We start from the raw sequence: 15,543 nt of genomic DNA, 5'->3' as shown, positions 1-15,543 counted from the left end.
TGTGGCGATGAGTGAGTGAATCGGCGAGAGCGTCGGGCCGGACGTGTGGGAGACGTGTCGGGATCTGATTCCGGCCGGGAGTGTGTTCGCGTTCTTGGCCGAGCATCGGGGTCAGCTGTTTCCGGCGGAGATGTTCGTGGACATGTACCCATCGGCGAACGGGCGGCCCAGTATGCCGCCGCAGATCTTGGCTGCCGCCGCCATCACGCTGCAGGCCCTGCACGACCGCCGCCATCGAGGCCCCAGGATTTCCGCATTCCCTGAGCGAATCGTTGCCTCGGCTTTGTTCTCCTTTCTCTTCCGTCCCTGGCGAAACTTGGGTCCTCGTAAGGAAAAGCCGAGCAAGTCGAAATTCCGCCAAGCAGGGCGATCGGCGTTTTTAGGACTTTACCTTCCGGAAGAATCACGAAATCGTTTCTCCATATCTACGATCGCAAGCTATGACCGACACTCCTCGGGACAACTCCGCCACCCGTGCGCGCTGGCAGACGTGTCTCAAGCTGGCCCGCGAACTCCTCCTCGTCGGGCCGGACGGCAAGGACCTCAAGCTCAGCTATCTCCACACCCTGATCGACACGGGCCGCCTCGGCCCCTCCCACCACCCGCCCAAGAAGATCCTCGTCGTCGGCGCCGGCATCACCGGTCTCGTCGCCGGCCGCTTGCTCAAGGACGCCGGCCACGACGTCACCATCCTGGAGGCCAACGCCAGCCGTGTCGGCGGACGCATCAAGACCTTCCGCGCCACCAAGCACCACCAGCCCTTCGAGGACCCCGCCCAATACGCCGAGGCCGGCGCCATGCGGCTGCCCGACTTCCACCCGCTCGTCCTCGCCCTCATCGACAGGCTCGGGCTCGGCCGCCGCCAGTTCTACAACGTGGACGTGGACCCCTCCACCGGCAGCGGCCCCGACGTCCCCGTCCCCCCGGTGACGTACACCTCCTTCACCGGCCAGACATGGACCTACGGCGAGGACAGCCCCGGCTTCCGCGAACCCGACAAGCGTGGCAACTCCTGGATCCGCGCCAACCGCGTCCAGGTGCGGCGTGCCGAATACGCCACCACTCCCGAACGGATCAACGAGGGTTTCCACCTCACCGACGACGAGGTCCGCGCCCCCGTCGTGAAGATGGTCGACGACGCGCTGGAGAGCGTGCGTGACTACTACTCCGACGTCGTCGGCAAGAAGCGCGTCAACAAGCCGTTCGACGAGTGGGTCGAGGGCTGGGCCCGGGTGATCCGCGACTTCGACGGCTACTCGATGGGCGGCTTCCTGCGCGACTACGCCGGGCTCAGCGACGAGGCGATCGAGGCCGTCGGGACCCTCGAGAACATGTCCTCACGGCTGCACCTCTCCTTCTTCCACAGCTTCCTGTCCCGCAGCGACATCAATCCCACCGTCCGCTACTGGGAGATACCCGGCGGCAACTGGCGCCTGCCGCACGCGCTCCACCAGGGCCTGCGCGACGAGGTGCAGCTCGGCCACCGCATGATCCGCCTCGAATACCACGACCCCAGCCGCGACGCCGACCCCGAGGGCACCGGCGCCGTCGGCCCTGACGGATGGGGCGTGGCCGTGCAGACCGTCGCCGAGAGCGACCCGCAGGCCCCGCCGCGCCTGTGGACCGCTGACCTGGCGATCGTCACCATCCCGTTCTCCGCCCTGCGCTTCGTGGAGATCGTCCCCTCGATGTCGTACAAGAAGCGCCGCGCCATCATCGAGACCCACTACGACCAGGCCACCAAGGTGCTGCTGGAGTTCAGCCACCGGTGGTGGGAGTTCACGGAGGACGACTGGCGCAACGAGATCGAGAGCATCGCACCGGGCCTCTACGAGTACTACCGGCTCGGCGCCGAGGCGGACGCCGATCCCGCTCTCACACTCGCCGAGGCGGACGCCGGCCTGCTCGGTGCCGCGGTCAAGGACAGCAGCGTCACCGAGGAGATGCGGCAGCTCGACAGCACCATGCCGCTGCGCGGCCCCGCCGTCCGCCCCGCCACCCACTGCTTCGGAGGGGGCTCCGCCACCGACAACCCCAACCGGTTCATGTACTACCCCCCGCACCGGGTCGAGGGCAGCACCGGCGGCGTGGTGCTCGCCTCGTACTGCTGGTCCGACGACGCCGCGCGCTGGGACTCCATGCGGAGCGCGGAGCGCTACCTCTACGCTCTGCGCAACCTCCAGGCCCTGCACGGCCGCCGTATCGAGGTGTTCTTCACCGGACGGGGCGCCACCAAGAGCTGGGCCCGCGACCCGTACGCCTTCGGCGAGGCCGCCATCTACACCGCGCACCAGATGACCAGCTTCCATCTGGATGTCTCCCGGCCCGAAGGGCCCGTGCACTTCGCCGGAGAACACACCTCCCTCAAGCACGCCTGGATCGAGGGCGCTCTGGAGAGCGCCGTCCGCGCCGCCGTCGCCGTCCACCAGGCCCCGCGGGTCACCACCCCGGGCCCGCGTGAGGAGGACGGCTCGTGACCGCGATCACCCCTCAGTGCACGGTCGCCCGCTACCTCGCCCTGCGGCTGGCCGAGCTGGGCATCACCCACCTGTTCGGCGTCCCCGGCAACCACCTCGGCCCGTTCCTGACCACCCTGCGCACCGAGGGCGACATCGAGTGGGTCGGCACCCCCACCGAGGGCGGCGCGGGCCAGGCCGCCGACGCCTACGCCCGCATCCACGGCGTCGGCGCGGCCGCGGTCACCTACAGCGTCGGCGCGTTCAACCTGCTCAACGCCTGCGGCGGCGCCTACGTCGAGCAGGTCCCGCTCATCGCCATCAACGCCTCCCCGCCCTACGAGCAGTGGCAGAACTACCGCGCCATTGGCATGCTCACCTCGCACATGAGCCCCCGTCCGGAGAGCAACCTGGACGTCTACCGGCAGGTCACCGTGGACGCGCAGGTCATCTCCAACCCGGGCCTCGCCGCCGGCCAGATAGATGCCGCGCTCACCGCGTGCCTCTCCGAGCGCAGGCCGGTCTACCTGGAGGTCATGGAGGACCTGTGGGACGAGCCCTGCCCCGAGCCCGAGGAGCCGATCCTCCGCCGCGAGCGGCCGTTCAGCGCGCGCAACCAGCCCATGCTGGACCACGCCGTGAACGCGATCCTCACCCTGGTCGCGGAGCACCCCGGCCCGGACGGCAGGCCCCGCCCGATCGTGTGGGCCGGCGAGGAGATCGACCGGTTCCGCCTCGGCGGGCAGCTCACTGACCTGGTGGAGGCCACCGGAGTGCCGTTCTGCACCACCGTCGGCGCCAAGGCCGTCGTCGAGGAGGACCTGCCGCAGTTCCACGGTGTCTACAACGGCAGGGCCAGCCACCCGGACGTGCACTGGATCTTCAAGGACTGGGGCACCTGCCGGATCGGGCTCGGCGCCTGGTCCACGTCGAAGAACCTCGGCGGCGAGCAGTGCGTCGGCAGCGACTGGGTGATGGCCGCGAACGGCGGCGTCAGCGTCGGCACCTCCTACTTCCCCGACGTCCAGCTCGAACAGCTGCTGCCCGCCCTCCAGGACGCACTGGTGAAGGGGTACGGCTCCGGGGGTCTGGCCGCTGACTACTACGCCGAGGCCCACGCCCACCACGGAGCGCTCGGCGACCGCCCTGCCGGCCTGGAGCAGCACCGCGCCTCGCTCCGCACCAGCGGCTCGCCGTCCCGGCACGCCGAACGGCTCACCTACGACGGCCTGTTCGACCGGATCAACCACTTCCTGGGCCACGAGACCCAGCAGAACTGGACGGTCGTCTCCGACGCCGCGTTCTCCCTCATCGGCTCGATGAACCTGTCCCTGCCCGCGGGCGGGTTCCTGTCGCAGATCAGCTGGCTGTCCATCGGCTGGTCGGTCGGCGCGGCCACCGGCGCCGCGCTCGCCCCCGAGCGCGGGCACGCCCGCCCGATGGTTTTCGTCGGCGACGGCGCCTTCCAGGAGACCTGTCAGGAGATCTCCACCCACACCAGGCTCGGCCTGCGGTCGGTGGTGTTCGTCATGGACAACGGACACTTCTACGGCATCGAGCAGATGCTGGTGCACCCGTCCTACTACGCCGAGCCGCGCTCCGCCGACTCGGACGGCGCGGACTTCTACAACGTCCTCCACCCCTGGCACTACGACCGCCTCGCGGCCGTATTCGCCGGCAAGCAGACCCCGGCGAACGGGGTCAGCATCGCGCACAGCTCCGAGCTGGAGGACCTGCTGGCCCGCCTCACCGACCCGACCGACCCGGTCAACGCCGGACCGCTACTGGTCCGTGTCCGCCTGCGCCGGCACGACTACCCGCGCGCGATGGCGTACAAGGTGCCGAAGCCCTAGTCAGATTGGAGGGCAAAAGGGGCGCGCCAAGGCGGCGTTACAGGAAAGTTCCGTATTCGAAGGAGGCAGGAAATGGCTGAACTCAACGTACTGATCGCGTTCGACGCGGCCACGATCGTCGAGCAGTATCCCAACGCGTCGAAAAACCCCGACGCGCCGACACAGGTCGACCACAACCTGATCTACATGACGACCCGCCAAGATCACATCATCGGCACGTCGGGGGCCGAATTGAACCTCCGGGCCAAACCCGGGGACTTCATCATGTGGCGGGAGACGACGCTGTCGCTCAACAAAGAGTACAAGGCATTACTGTACAAGTACGTGAGCACCGATCACGATCTCATCGACCCGCCGAAGATCCAGGTTTTCCCCGTCACCTATCCGCTGCCGAAGAAGGGGGCCGAGGGCAGGCCGGAATTCGGGACCCAGAAATACCAGGATCATCGCTGGCTGACGAGCGTCAACGACACCGGCAAGGTCACGTACCACTTCTACTTCCAGATCCTGGACAACGATCTGAAATTGAAGGGGTACTTCCAGTGGGACCCCTTCATCACCATCGGTCCCTGACGGTCCTCAGGTGAGGGCGGCGGCCGGCACGGCCGCCGCCCTCACCATCAGGGTGTCGTCCCGTACGGCACCCTGGGTGGGCATCGTGGACAGGAATGGAGAGGACGAGCGGGGTGTCGTCCTCCGTCCAGGCAATCCCCACGTTGTTGTTGGTGCCGCAGGGGCCGCCGCCCGTCTTGTCGGCGACCGTCCATGCGCCGGGCAGGCAGCGCTCACGCAGGCGGGTCTCGCTGGCGGTGCTGTTGAGCAACCAGTGGGTCAACAGGGCGCGGCCCTAGTGGTTCATGGCGTTGCCCAGGACCAGACGGGCGTACGTGCGGCCGATCGTGAGCGGGGTCGTCGTGTCCGTGATGTGCCACGGCTCGCACGAGTTGAGGTCCGGCGCCCAGCAGTCCAGGCGGGTCGCCCAGGGAACGGGCGAAGCGCGTGATCGCCGTCGGGCCGCCCAGCTTGCGCGCCAGCAGGTTGGCAGCGGCGTTGTCGCTGTAGCGGATGGTTATGTCGCACAGTGAGCGACTGCGCCAGGCCGCCGATCGGGTTATTTTTGTGGGTCGCCAGTCATGAGGAACTCCTCGCTGTTCAGGCGGTGGACTCGGTCACGAAACTGGCGAAGTACGCGGCAGCCATGTCTCGTCGGCATGCCCCTGCGCGGCGGAGCGCTCCAGGCGCTCGGCGCTCGCGGCGGCCACGTCGTGGCGCACGCCGTTCTTCTCCCCCGCTTCCACGATCAGACGGGCATCCTTGGCGGCGGCCGCCACCGCGAACTGGGCCGGGGAGCTGATCGTTGAGGATGAGCCCGCCCTTGGCGCGCAGGTAGCCCATGTCGAGCGGGCCGCCGGCGATGGCGTCGCGGTTCCTCAGCCGGTAGCTGGGACCGTTGATGGCGACGACTTCGCAGTGGTGCAGGAGGCGGTCGACGATCGCGGTGGCGAGGACTTCGTCGCCAAAGACCTGGCCCCACTCCCATATCCGTACGTTCGCCACCATTATGTGCAGCGACGTGGCGTCGATCTTCCGGCCTGGCTGGACACCGTGGACGCCGACGACATCCCGGCACTGCACACGCTCGCCACCGGCTTGCGCCGCGACTTGGACGCCGTCGTCAACGGACTGACCCTGGAGCACAACTCAGGTGCTGTCGAAGGTGCCGTGACGCGCATCAAGGCCCTCAAACGCCAGTGCTACGGGCGAGCCAACTTCGACCTTCTCAGACTACGAACACTGCTGACGCCTTGACCACGTCACGTGATCGTCGCCAGAGCCGAAAAACTTGATCGCCGACACCACGAGGCACTCGACACCACCACGCCAGACAGGCGCCTGGTATTCCACGTCTTCGCCGCCCTGGCCGAGTTCATTCGCGAACTCATCGTCGCCGGGACCAAAACGAGGTCCTGGCCGCCGCCTGCGCCCTACTGAGCCCGCGCTGCCCGCCTGAGCTCGCTCGCACAGCGACTTACGTGTTCGGATGTCACACTCTCGTATTCGTCGCGCCCCTCCGGCGGCAAGGCTCATGGGGGACGTCTCCGCACGCTCGCTGCACAATTGGCCACCAGATGGCCACCGTGCCGAACCGGATAGACGTGAGCATGGCCGCCCGACGACGCAAAAGAGCACGTCACAGCCCTGCAGCGGATTTCTGGCCACACCCGGTCAACTGCCGACCTACGCATTGCGATGCATAGAGCATCGGTGCCCGTTTTGGCCTAATTCCAAGGAGCGGGCCAACAAGAAACCCCAGGTCAGAGGCGCGACCTGGGGTTCACTATGGAGCCCCCTGTCGGATTCGAACCGACGACCTACGCATTACAAGTGCGTTGCTCTGGCCAGCTGAGCTAAGGAGGCGAGCCGTAGCAGTGTAACCAACCTCCCGCCCCGCTCCGGTCGAAAATTTCATCGCCCTCCAGCTACTGACAGAACCGGAACCGCCAGGTAGCGTCACGGCAGGCCGCCCCAGGGGTGGACTACACCACTCCCTTACTCGGATCGTCCGGCACGTTCCTGCCGGTGAAGGAGCACAACACCATGGCAACAGTCACGTTCGACAAGGCAACCCGGATCTACCCGGGCTCCACCAAGCCCGCCGTCGATCAGCTGGAGATCGAGACCCAGGACGGCGAGTTCCTCGTCCTCGTCGGCCCCTCCGGCTGTGGCAAGTCAACCTCCCTGCGCATGCTCGCGGGTCTTGAGGACGTCAACGGCGGCTCCATCCGCATCGGTGACCGCGATGTCACGCACCTGCCGCCCAAGGACCGGGACATCGCCATGGTGTTCCAGAACTACGCGCTGTACCCGCACATGTCCGTCGCCGACAACATGGGCTTCGCCCTGAAGATCGCCGGCATCAATAAGAGCGAGATCCGCAAGAAGGTCGAAGAGGCCGCGAAGATCCTCGACCTCACCGACTACCTGGACCGCAAGCCGAAGGCGCTCTCCGGTGGTCAGCGCCAGCGTGTCGCGATGGGCCGTGCCATCGTCCGTGAGCCGCAGGTCTTCCTCATGGACGAGCCGCTGTCGAACCTCGACGCCAAGCTCCGCGTGTCCACCCGTACGCAGATCGCCTCGCTCCAGCGCCGTCTCGGCATCACCACGGTCTACGTCACCCACGACCAGGTCGAGGCCATGACCATGGGCGACCGCGTGGCGGTCCTCAAGGACGGTCTGCTCCAGCAGGTCGACTCGCCGCGCAACATGTACGACCGCCCGGTCAACCTCTTCGTCGCCGGCTTCATCGGCTCCCCGGCCATGAACCTCATCGAGGTGCCGATCACCGACGGCGGCGTGAAGTTCGGCAACAGCGTGGTGCCGGTGAGCCGCGAGGCGCTGACCGCCGCCGCGGACAAGGGCGACACAACCGTCACGGTCGGCGTCCGCCCCGAGCACTTCGACATCGTCGAGCAGAACAGCGACGCGGCGACCTCGCTCACCAAGGCGTCCGAGGACGCCCCCGCCGGTCTCGCCGTCTCCGTCAACGTGGTCGAGGAGCTCGGCGCCGACGGCTACGTCTACGGCTCCGCCCAGGTCGGCGGCGAGCACAAGGACTTCGTCGTCCGCGTCGGCGGTCGCTCCGTCCCGGACAAGGGCGCCGAGCTGCACGTCGTACCGCGCGTGGGCGAGCTGCACGTCTTCTCGACCTCGACGGGCGAGCGTCTCAGCGGCTGACACCGCCCCTCACAACCTCACCCGGAAAGCCCCGCACTGAGTGCGGGGCTTTCCCCGTGCGCCGACCCGCATGTCGACAAATACCCCGGCACACCCGTCATTTCGACCCCGTACGTCAACACCCAAATCGAAAAACAGCATCGAACTATCCCCCACACGAGTGACTAAATGTCTCCAAATCATCACTGACCGCTACGCTCGCTCGCGTGACCCACACAGCTCGCCGCATCGGCCGCACTCTCGCCCTCGTCCTGCCCGTCGTCCTGGTGCTTTCCGGAACCCTCGCGGTCACCAGCGTCCCGTGGGCAGGGCAGGCCGCCGAGTCGCAGATCCTCAGCGCTTCCTCGTACAACGTCTCCGTACGCGCCAAGTCCCGTGCCCCGCAGGACGTCCTGCGCGACCGGCTCCTCGCCGAACTCCAGGAGAGGGACCCGGGCGTCGCCCTCACCCACCTCCAGCGCGAGGTCGAGGCGCGCCCGTCGCTCGCCAGGCACTGCATGTCGATCGCCCGCGCGCTGGGCCGCGCCGCCGTCGACCGCTACGGGCCCACCCGCGCCCAGACGTTCTCCCGGCCCGTCTGCGACACCTCCTTCGCCACCGGCGTCTCGCATCGCGCTCAGGGGAGCTGACCGCCGGGTCACCGCCCGCGCCGCATATCGTTCACGGCATGCTCACGCCTTCGCATACGTTTTCGTATCCGTCGCAGGCCGTGATTCTGGCCGGTGGCCAGGGCTCGCGGCTGCGTCCGTACACCGACGACCGACCCAAGCCGATGGTCGAGATCCCGGGCACCGGGACCCCGATCATCGGCCATCAGCTTGCCTGGCTGGCCGCCGAGGGCGTCACCGACGCCGTTGTCTCCTGCGGCCATCTCGCCGAGGTCCTCCAGCAGTGGCTGGAGTCGGCCGAGCTGCCCCTGCGTGTCACAACCGTCGTCGAGACGGAGCCGCTGGGGCGCGGCGGCGGCCTCAAGTACGCCGCCGCCCACCTTCCGCACCCGGACCAGCCCTGGTACGCCACCAACGGCGACATCTGGACCCGCTTCTCGCTGCGCGAGATGGCCGCCTTCCACGCCGAGCGGGACGCCACCGCCACGCTGGCCCTCGCCCGCCCCCGGATCCCCTGGGGAGCCGTCGAGACGGACGCCTTCGGCCACATCACCGACTTCATCGAGTCCCCGCCGTCGCCGTATCTCATCAACGCGGGTGTGTACGTCTTCTCCGCGGCCTTCACCGAGGCGCTGCCGGACAAGGGCGACCACGAGCGCACCACGTTCCCGCGGCTGGCCCGTGAGCGGCTGCTGGCGGGCTTCCCGCTGCCGCACGGCGCGTACTGGCGGGCGATCGACACCGCGAAGGATCTCACCGAGGCAGCGAAGGAGCTCGCCGCGCAGGGCGGTTGAGCGCAGAAGGGGCGGGCCCACCAAAGTCCGGTGGACCCGCCCCTTCCACTTGACCGCCGCTCTCAGCCCAGCAGGCCGCCGATCACCCCGCTGCCACCGTCCGAACCGCTGCCGCTGCTGCCGCCGCTTCCGCCGGAGCCGCCGCCCGAGCCCCAGCCGCTGCCGTCCGTGGAGCCGCTGCCGCCGCTCGACGAAGGACCCGAGCTGCCGGCGGGCGGCTGGACCGACTGCGACCGACCGGGCGGTCGCTGTCCCGTGCCCTGTGTCTGGCTCGGCTCTCCGTCGACGCTGCCGGTCTCGCGGACCGTGTCGTCCTTGGAGGGCGTGGGCTTCTTCTCGTCCTCGGGGCTGCCGGACGGGCTCTCGGACGGCGACGGCCTGCCGTCCTCGCCGCTGGTGCTCGCCGAGCTGCTCTCCGCGGGTTCCTCGGGCAGCGGGGACCCGGGAAGGTGGTTGGTCGGGTCCTGGTTCGGGTCGGGCACGGTCACCATGTCCGTGGAACGTACGGCCCCGCCGAGCATCGAGCCGATCAGCAGCGTCAGGCCGACGACCACGGTGGCGATCACGCTGCCGCGCCGCAGTACGCGCCGCCGCAGCTCCCACAGCTCCGACCGGGGCCCGAGCTTGCGCCACGCCTCGCCCGCGAGCCGGCCGTCCGCCGAGTACACCGGGGCGCCCGCGATGATCAGCGGGGACCACGCGGCGAGGAAGATGATGTCGGGCGCGTCGTACGCCGGTACGGTCTTCCAGCTCACCGTCAGCAGCAGCGCGGCCGACAGCAGCACCCCGAACACCGCCGCGACCCGCTGCCAGAGCCCCAGCACCGTGAGCACGCCGACGACCACCTGAAGAAACGCGACGCTGAGCCCCGCCCCCACCGGGTGGGAGAGCGCGAAGTCGCGCAGCGGCTCGGCGAGCGGCCAGGGGTGCAGCGAGTTGAGCCACTTGACCATCGAGCCGCGCTCGCCGCCGTCGAAGTAGACGGGGTCACAGAGCTTGCCCATCCCGGCGTAGATGGAGATGAAGCCGAGGAACACGCGGAGGGGCAGCAGCACCACTCCGAGGTTCATCCGCCGCCCGGGGTAGTAGGCGTGGCGTACGGAGTCGGTGCCGAGCCGATGGGCGCCATCGCCGTCGCTCCCGGCGTCGTCTCCCCCGCCGTCGGGCTCGTCGTACTCCCCGTAGTCGTACGCGCCGACCGCCTGCCGCATCGGCGGCACCAGCGGCCTGCCCGCGGCGTGCGCGTCCGTGCCGTCGGCCTCGATCCGCGGGATGACCTGCGTCGCTCCCATGTCGAAGGCGTCGCGCTCCGCCGTCGAGTCGCGTACGGCCTGGAGCAGCCCGGTCGCGCCGAGGTCCCCCGGCCGCGACCTGCCGCTCCACACCACAGGCGCCCGCCTGCGCGTCACCGCCCCGGCTCCCCTGACTGCGGGGATCCGCGCCGTGTCCTCCAGGGCGCGTGCGGGCGGCGGGGTCTGGGCGAGCTGCACCCTGAAGCTGGCGTGGTTCACGATGACCTGCGCGGGATCGCAGTCCACCTTGATCATGCTCAGTGCGGGCTGGTCATCGAACCCGGGCTGGGGCGTTCTGGTGTCCACACTCATCTAACCGAGTGACGGGGGTTTAGGACACTGCCCCGATGGGCCCTATCTGTCCGAGACCCGTCAAACCGCCCATATCCGGCGCGGCGAGCGCGTCGGCCTCAGTCGCGCCGCTTGGCCGCCTCATACAGGACGACGCCCGCCGCGACACCCGCGTTCAGCGACTCCGCGCCACCCGGCATCGGGATCCGTACCAGGTAGTCGCACGTCTCGCCGACCAGACGGGACAGGCCCTTGCCCTCGCTGCCGATCACGATGACGACCGGGCCGCCCAGCGCTTCCAGCTCGCCGACCTCGCTCTCGCCGTCCGCCGCGAGGCCGACGACCGTCAGGCCCGCCTTCTTGTACGCCTCCAGGGCGCGGGTCAGGTTCGTCACGCGGGCGACCGGCGTACGGGCCGCCGTACCCGCGGAGGACTTCCAGGCGCCGGCCGTCATGCCCGCCGCCCGGCGCTCGGGAACGACCACGCCGTGACCGCCGAACGCGGCGACGGAGCGCACGATCGCGCCCAGGTTGCGCGGGTCGGTCACGCCGTCGAGCGCGACGATCAGCGGGTCGTCGTGGTTGTCGAAGGCCGTCGCCGCGAGGTCCCCGGCGTCCGCGTACTCGTACGGCGGAACCTGGAGCACCATGCCCTGGTGGTTGAGCCCGTTCGTCATCCGGTCGAGCTCGGGGCGCGGCGCTTCCATGAGGTGGATGTTGCCGCGGGCGGCGGCGAGCTGGAGCGCCTCGCGCACCCGCTCGTCGTTGTCGATGAACTGCTGGACGTAGAGCGTGGAGGCGGGCACGCCGTCCCGCAGCGCCTCGAAGACCGGGTTACGGCCGACGACCATCTCGGACGTGCCCTTGCCGCCGCGCCGGGCGACGGGGCGGCGCGTCGTCTGCTTCGTCTTGGCGTTGGCGATGCGGCTCTTCACGTGTCCCTTGCGGGCGGAAGCGGGCGGCGTCGGGCCCTTGCCCTCAAGGGCGCGGCGTCGCTTGCCACCGCTGCCGACCTGCGCGCCCTTCTTGTTGGACGTGCGGCGGTTCCTGCGTTGGCTGTTCCCGGCCATGACCTACCTGTTTCTGTAAAGCTCGCTGCGAAGTGTGTACGTAAGTGAAGTGTGCCGCCCGGTCACCCGGACGGCACAACTTTGTGGGCAGAACCCCATCCGCTCAGCGGACTCAGCGGGGGCCGAGACTCCATCGTGGCCCGTCCGGACCGTCCTCGATGACCAGCCCGGACTGCTGCAGCTGGTCGCGGATGGCGTCGGCGGTCGCCCAGTCCTTGCGGCCGCGGGCTGCCTCGCGCTGCTGGAGCACCATCCCCACCAGTGTGTCGACCACCCCGTGGACGCTTTGACTGAGCACAGTCTGGCCGCGGTCGGTCTCGCCCGCCCAGTGCTCGTCCAGCGGGTCCAGGCCCAGCACGCCGAGCATGGCGCGCACCTCGGCCAGCCGGGCGACGGCCGCGTCCTTGTCGTCGGCGGCCAAGGCGGAGTTCCCCTGCCGGACGGTGGTGTGGACGATCGCGAGCGCCTGCGGCACTCCCAGGTCGTCGTCCATCGCCTCGGCGAAGGCGGGCGGCACCTCGGCGGACGGCTCGACGACGCCGCCCGCCTTCTCGACAACGCGCTGGATGAAGCCCTCGATCCGCGCGAACGCGGACTCGGCCTCGTGCAGGGCCTCCGGGCTGTACTCGATCATCGACCGGTAGTGCGGGGTGCCCAGGTAGTAGCGCAGGACGACCGGGCGCCAGTCCTTGACCATCTTGCTGACCAGCACCGAGTTGCCGAGGGACTTGGACATCTTCTCGCCGCTCAGGGTGACCCAGGCGTTGTGCACCCAGTACTTCGCGAACTCGTCGCCGAAGGCCTTGGCCTGCGCGATCTCGTTCTCGTGGTGCGGGAAGACGAGATCGAGCCCGCCGCCGTGGATGTCGAAGGCGGTGCCGAGGTACTTGTGCGCCATCGCGGAGCACTCCAGGTGCCAGCCGGGCCGGCCGCGGCCCCACGGCGTCTCCCAGCTCGGCTCGCCCGGCTTCACGGCCTTCCACATCGCGAAGTCGCGGGGGTCGCGCTTGCCGGTCTCGCCCTCGCCGGAGGGCTGGCGCAGCTCGTCCAGGTCCTGGTTGGACAGCGCCAGATAGCCGGGGAAGGAGCGCACGTCGAAGTAGACGTTGCCGTCGGCCTCGTAGGCGTGTCCGCGCTCGATGAGGCCGCGCATCATCTCGACCATCTCGGTGATGTGGCCGGTGGCGCGTGGTTCATAGGTGGCCGGGAGGCAGCCGAGCGCGTCATAGCCGTCGAGGAAGGCGCGCTCGTTCTCGTATCCGATCGACCACCAAGGGCGGTTCTGCTCCGCCGACTTCGCGATGATCTTGTCGTCGATGTCGGTGACGTTCCGCACGAAGGTCACGTCGTAACCGCGGTACTCGAACCAGCGGCGCATGATGTCGAAGTTCAGACCGGACCTGATGTGGCCGATGTGCGGGGGGGCCTGCACGGTCGCGCCACACAGGTAGATCGAGACGCAACCCGGTACAAGCGGGATGAAGTCACGAATCTGCCGGGCGCTGGTGTCGTACAGGCGAATGGTCACGCGTCAAGGGTAGTGGCCCGATGCCCGTGCCCCGCGACCTTTTCCGGGCCGCGGGACCCGTTCGTGACGTTGTACGGCCGGGATACGGCTCAAGGCGGGTACTTACGCCGGTCAGATGCTGCCGACAACCTTGCGCGCGGAGACGCGGACGACCACCCGCGGGTTGTCCTTGGCCGCCTCGGGGTTGAACTCCGCGTACTTCTTCCCGGCGTACTTGAGCGCCAGCTCGTCGATCAGCTCCTGGCCGCCCTCGGTGGTGAGCGTGGCCGTGCCGCGGACCTCGGCGTACGTGTACGGGTTGTCGAAGGGCTGCACCAGCACCGTCACCCGGGGGTCGCGGCGCAGGTTCTTCTCCTTCTGACGTCCGACGGTGGTCGAGATGAGGATGTCGTCACCGTCCCGCTTGGCCCAGACCGGCGACACCTGCGGGCTGCCGTCGGGCTGGATCGTCGCGATGGTGACGAAGATGGGGGTGTCGAGAAGGTTCTTGAGCTGGTCCGAGAGCGCGGCTGACATATCGGCCTTTCCCGAGTAGTGGTTTACGGCTGTACCAGTACCCGATCCTCGCGCAGCCCATCGCCGCCGGCCATTATTTCGACCGCCCCGCATGTCCCGCATGTCCCGCATCTCCCGCATGTCCCGCATGTCAGCGGGGGACGCGCACCACCAGCGCCGTGGCGATCGCGGCCAGCCCCTCCGCCCGCCCCGTCAGCCCCAGCCCGTCCGTCGTCGTCCCCGACACCGAGACCGGCGCGCCGACCGCCGCGCTCAGTGCCTTCTGCGCCTCGTCCCGCCGCTTGCCGATCTTCGGGCGTACGCCGATGACCTGGATGGCGACATTGCCGATCTCGTACCCCTCGGCCCGTACGATCCGCGCCGCCTCGGCGAGGAGCGTGACGCCCGAAGCCCCGGACCACTCGGGCCGCGAGGTGCCGAAGTGCGCGCCGAGGTCGCCGACCCCGGCAGCCGAGAAGAGCGCGTCGCAGGCGGCGTGGGCGGCGACGTCGCCGTCGGAGTGCCCGGCGAGGCCGTCCTGCCCCTCCCAGAGGAGCCCGGCACACCACAGCTCACGCCCGGCTTCGAAGGCGTGCACATCGGTCCCGATCCCGACCTGCGGCATACGCGTGCGAAATCCGTCGTCAGCACTGTCAGAACCCATCGCTGGCCCTCCTGCGGGCGAGTACCGCCTCGGCCAGTACGAGATCGAGCGGCCGGGTCACCTTGAACGCCTCTTCATGCCCCGGCACGACCACCACGGGCGCGCCGAGCCGCTCGACCAGTCCCGCGTCGTCGGTCGCGCCCTCTCCGTCGACAGCGAGGGTCTCGTGGGCCCGTACGAGCGTGTCCCGGTCGAAGCCCTGTGGGGTCTGCACAGCGCGCAGCCGCGCCCGGTCGGGCGTCGAGACGACCGGCTCGGGGTCGCCCTTCGCCTGCGGGACGACTTCCTTGACGGTGTCCGCGAGCGGCAGCGCCGGTACGACGGCCGGGGCCCCGTCCCGTACGGCCGCGACGACCGCGTCCACGGTGTCGACGGGGACCAGCGGGCGGGCCGCGTCATGGACGAGGACGACGGTGATGTTGTCGGGGAGCGCGTCGAGGCCGAGCCGTACGGACTCCTGGCGGGTGTCGCCGCCCGCCACGACCAGGTAGTCGGTGCGCTCGGGCAGGGCGTGCTCGTCCAGGAGGTTCTTCACCTCGGGTGCGCCGTCCGGCGGAGCGACCACGACGACGAGCGAGACGGCCCGGGAGGCCGCCATGGCGCGTACCGCGTGGATCAGCATGGGCACGCCGCTCAGGGCGCGGAGCGCCTTGGGGGCGCCCGGACCGAGGCGTACGCCCCGGCCGGCCGCCGGGATCACCGCGGCGGTGCGGTGCGGTGGCAAGGGGCGCGATGGGTCAGACATCGGTTGCACTCC

The 15,543-nt window shown here is 69.3% G+C and carries 16 protein-coding genes, 1 tRNA gene and 3 pseudogenes; 9 read left to right on the top strand and 11 right to left on the bottom strand.

The window, feature by feature from the left end:
* Positions 1–19: 19 nt before the first annotated feature.
* The 4 genes and pseudogenes from ACIHCQ_RS36550 to ACIHCQ_RS36535 all read left to right on the top strand — a co-directional run.
* Positions 20–223: pseudogene (locus ACIHCQ_RS36550) on the top strand (IS5/IS1182 family transposase); the annotation flags it as partial.
* A gap of 217 nt (positions 224–440) precedes the next feature.
* Positions 441–2,477: an FAD-dependent oxidoreductase gene (locus ACIHCQ_RS36545; RefSeq protein ID WP_399672439.1), complete on the top strand. Its 2,037-nt coding sequence runs from the start codon at positions 441–443 to the stop codon at positions 2,475–2,477.
* The gene (locus ACIHCQ_RS36540; protein ID WP_399672437.1) at positions 2,474–4,309 is read left to right on the top strand and encodes a thiamine pyrophosphate-binding protein; all 1,836 of its coding nucleotides are present in this window, start codon (positions 2,474–2,476) and stop codon (positions 4,307–4,309) included. Before ACIHCQ_RS36545 ends, ACIHCQ_RS36540 begins: the two co-directional genes overlap by 4 nt.
* Positions 4,310–4,381: 72 nt before the next feature.
* Positions 4,382–4,882: an inclusion body family protein gene (locus tag ACIHCQ_RS36535; protein WP_399672435.1), complete on the top strand. Its 501-nt coding sequence runs from the start codon at positions 4,382–4,384 to the stop codon at positions 4,880–4,882.
* On the opposite strand, the gene ACIHCQ_RS36530 is transcribed toward ACIHCQ_RS36535, so the two are convergent.
* From ACIHCQ_RS36530 to ACIHCQ_RS36515, 4 genes and pseudogenes are all read right to left on the bottom strand, one after another.
* Positions 4,866–5,132, bottom strand: coding sequence for a hypothetical protein (locus ACIHCQ_RS36530; protein WP_399672473.1), 267 nt, complete (start codon positions 5,130–5,132; stop codon positions 4,866–4,868). The genes ACIHCQ_RS36535 and ACIHCQ_RS36530 overlap by 17 nt on opposite strands.
* The gene (locus ACIHCQ_RS36525) at positions 5,095–5,376 is read right to left on the bottom strand and encodes a hypothetical protein (RefSeq protein ID WP_399672471.1); all 282 of its coding nucleotides are present in this window, start codon (positions 5,374–5,376) and stop codon (positions 5,095–5,097) included. Before ACIHCQ_RS36525 ends, ACIHCQ_RS36530 begins: the two co-directional genes overlap by 38 nt.
* 102 nt (positions 5,377–5,478) lie before the next feature.
* Positions 5,479–5,607 carry a hypothetical protein gene (locus ACIHCQ_RS36520; protein ID WP_399672481.1) on the bottom strand — a complete coding sequence of 43 codons (129 nt, stop codon included), beginning with the start codon at positions 5,605–5,607 and terminating at the stop codon, positions 5,479–5,481.
* A gap of 124 nt (positions 5,608–5,731) precedes the next feature.
* A pseudogene (locus ACIHCQ_RS36515) lies at positions 5,732–5,851 on the bottom strand (ATP-binding protein); the annotation flags it as partial.
* A 21-nt stretch (positions 5,852–5,872) separates the two neighbouring features.
* On the opposite strand from ACIHCQ_RS36515, the gene ACIHCQ_RS36510 reads away from it, so the two are divergent.
* Together ACIHCQ_RS36510 and ACIHCQ_RS36505 are read left to right on the top strand one after the other, a co-directional pair.
* Entirely contained in the window at positions 5,873–6,118 is a 246-nt protein-coding gene (locus tag ACIHCQ_RS36510) for a transposase (protein ID WP_399672433.1), read from the top strand.
* A gap of 51 nt (positions 6,119–6,169) precedes the next feature.
* Positions 6,170–6,268, top strand: a pseudogene (locus ACIHCQ_RS36505) (recombinase family protein); the annotation flags it as partial.
* A 382-nt stretch (positions 6,269–6,650) separates the two neighbouring features.
* Here the strand turns inward: ACIHCQ_RS36505 and ACIHCQ_RS36500 are convergent.
* Positions 6,651–6,727, bottom strand: a tRNA-Thr gene (locus ACIHCQ_RS36500).
* Positions 6,728–6,907: 180 nt separating this feature from the next.
* Here ACIHCQ_RS36500 and ACIHCQ_RS36495 point away from each other — a divergent pair.
* The 3 genes from ACIHCQ_RS36495 (at position 6,908) to ACIHCQ_RS36485 (ending at position 9,446) form a co-directional block, all read left to right on the top strand.
* On the top strand, positions 6,908–8,044 hold the full coding sequence (locus ACIHCQ_RS36495) for an ABC transporter ATP-binding protein (RefSeq protein ID WP_399672431.1): 1,137 nt from the start codon (positions 6,908–6,910) through the stop codon (positions 8,042–8,044).
* A 206-nt stretch (positions 8,045–8,250) separates the two neighbouring features.
* Positions 8,251–8,673 (top strand): hypothetical protein, encoded by a 423-nt coding sequence (locus ACIHCQ_RS36490; RefSeq protein WP_399672429.1) that lies wholly within the window; start codon positions 8,251–8,253, stop codon positions 8,671–8,673.
* Between the two features lie 38 nt (positions 8,674–8,711).
* Complete coding sequence (locus tag ACIHCQ_RS36485; protein ID WP_399672427.1) at positions 8,712–9,446, top strand: NDP-sugar synthase; 735 nt, start codon at positions 8,712–8,714, stop codon at positions 9,444–9,446.
* Between the two features lie 62 nt (positions 9,447–9,508).
* Here ACIHCQ_RS36485 and ACIHCQ_RS36480 read toward each other — a convergent pair whose 3' ends face one another.
* The 6 genes from ACIHCQ_RS36480 to ispD all read right to left on the bottom strand — a co-directional run bounded on the left by ACIHCQ_RS36480 (position 9,509) and on the right by ispD (position 15,531).
* On the bottom strand, positions 9,509–11,050 hold the full coding sequence (locus ACIHCQ_RS36480; protein WP_399672425.1) for a DoxX family membrane protein: 1,542 nt from the start codon (positions 11,048–11,050) through the stop codon (positions 9,509–9,511).
* A 98-nt stretch (positions 11,051–11,148) separates the two neighbouring features.
* Positions 11,149–12,099 (bottom strand): 23S rRNA (guanosine(2251)-2'-O)-methyltransferase RlmB, encoded by a 951-nt coding sequence (gene rlmB / locus ACIHCQ_RS36475; protein ID WP_399672423.1) that lies wholly within the window; start codon positions 12,097–12,099, stop codon positions 11,149–11,151.
* A 112-nt stretch (positions 12,100–12,211) separates the two neighbouring features.
* Positions 12,212–13,627: a cysteine--tRNA ligase gene (gene cysS, locus ACIHCQ_RS36470; RefSeq protein WP_399672421.1), complete on the bottom strand. Its 1,416-nt coding sequence runs from the start codon at positions 13,625–13,627 to the stop codon at positions 12,212–12,214.
* A gap of 111 nt (positions 13,628–13,738) precedes the next feature.
* A complete protein-coding gene (locus ACIHCQ_RS36465) occupies positions 13,739–14,143 on the bottom strand; it encodes a PPOX class F420-dependent oxidoreductase (RefSeq protein ID WP_399672419.1) in 405 nt (134 codons plus the stop codon).
* Between the two features lie 130 nt (positions 14,144–14,273).
* A complete protein-coding gene (gene ispF, locus ACIHCQ_RS36460) occupies positions 14,274–14,786 on the bottom strand; it encodes a 2-C-methyl-D-erythritol 2,4-cyclodiphosphate synthase (protein ID WP_399672417.1) in 513 nt (170 codons plus the stop codon).
* The gene (ispD, locus tag ACIHCQ_RS36455) at positions 14,776–15,531 is read right to left on the bottom strand and encodes a 2-C-methyl-D-erythritol 4-phosphate cytidylyltransferase (protein WP_399672415.1); all 756 of its coding nucleotides are present in this window, start codon (positions 15,529–15,531) and stop codon (positions 14,776–14,778) included. The genes ispF and ispD overlap by 11 nt, the downstream gene beginning before the upstream one ends.
* Positions 15,532–15,543: the final 12 nt, after the last annotated feature.

This window comes from Streptomyces sp. NPDC052236 (assembly GCF_044548015.1).
Lineage (GTDB): Bacteria > Actinomycetota > Actinomycetes > Streptomycetales > Streptomycetaceae > Streptomyces.
The sequence above is the reverse complement of the archived record's forward strand: the minus strand, read 5'-3'. Positions and strand labels throughout refer to the sequence as shown.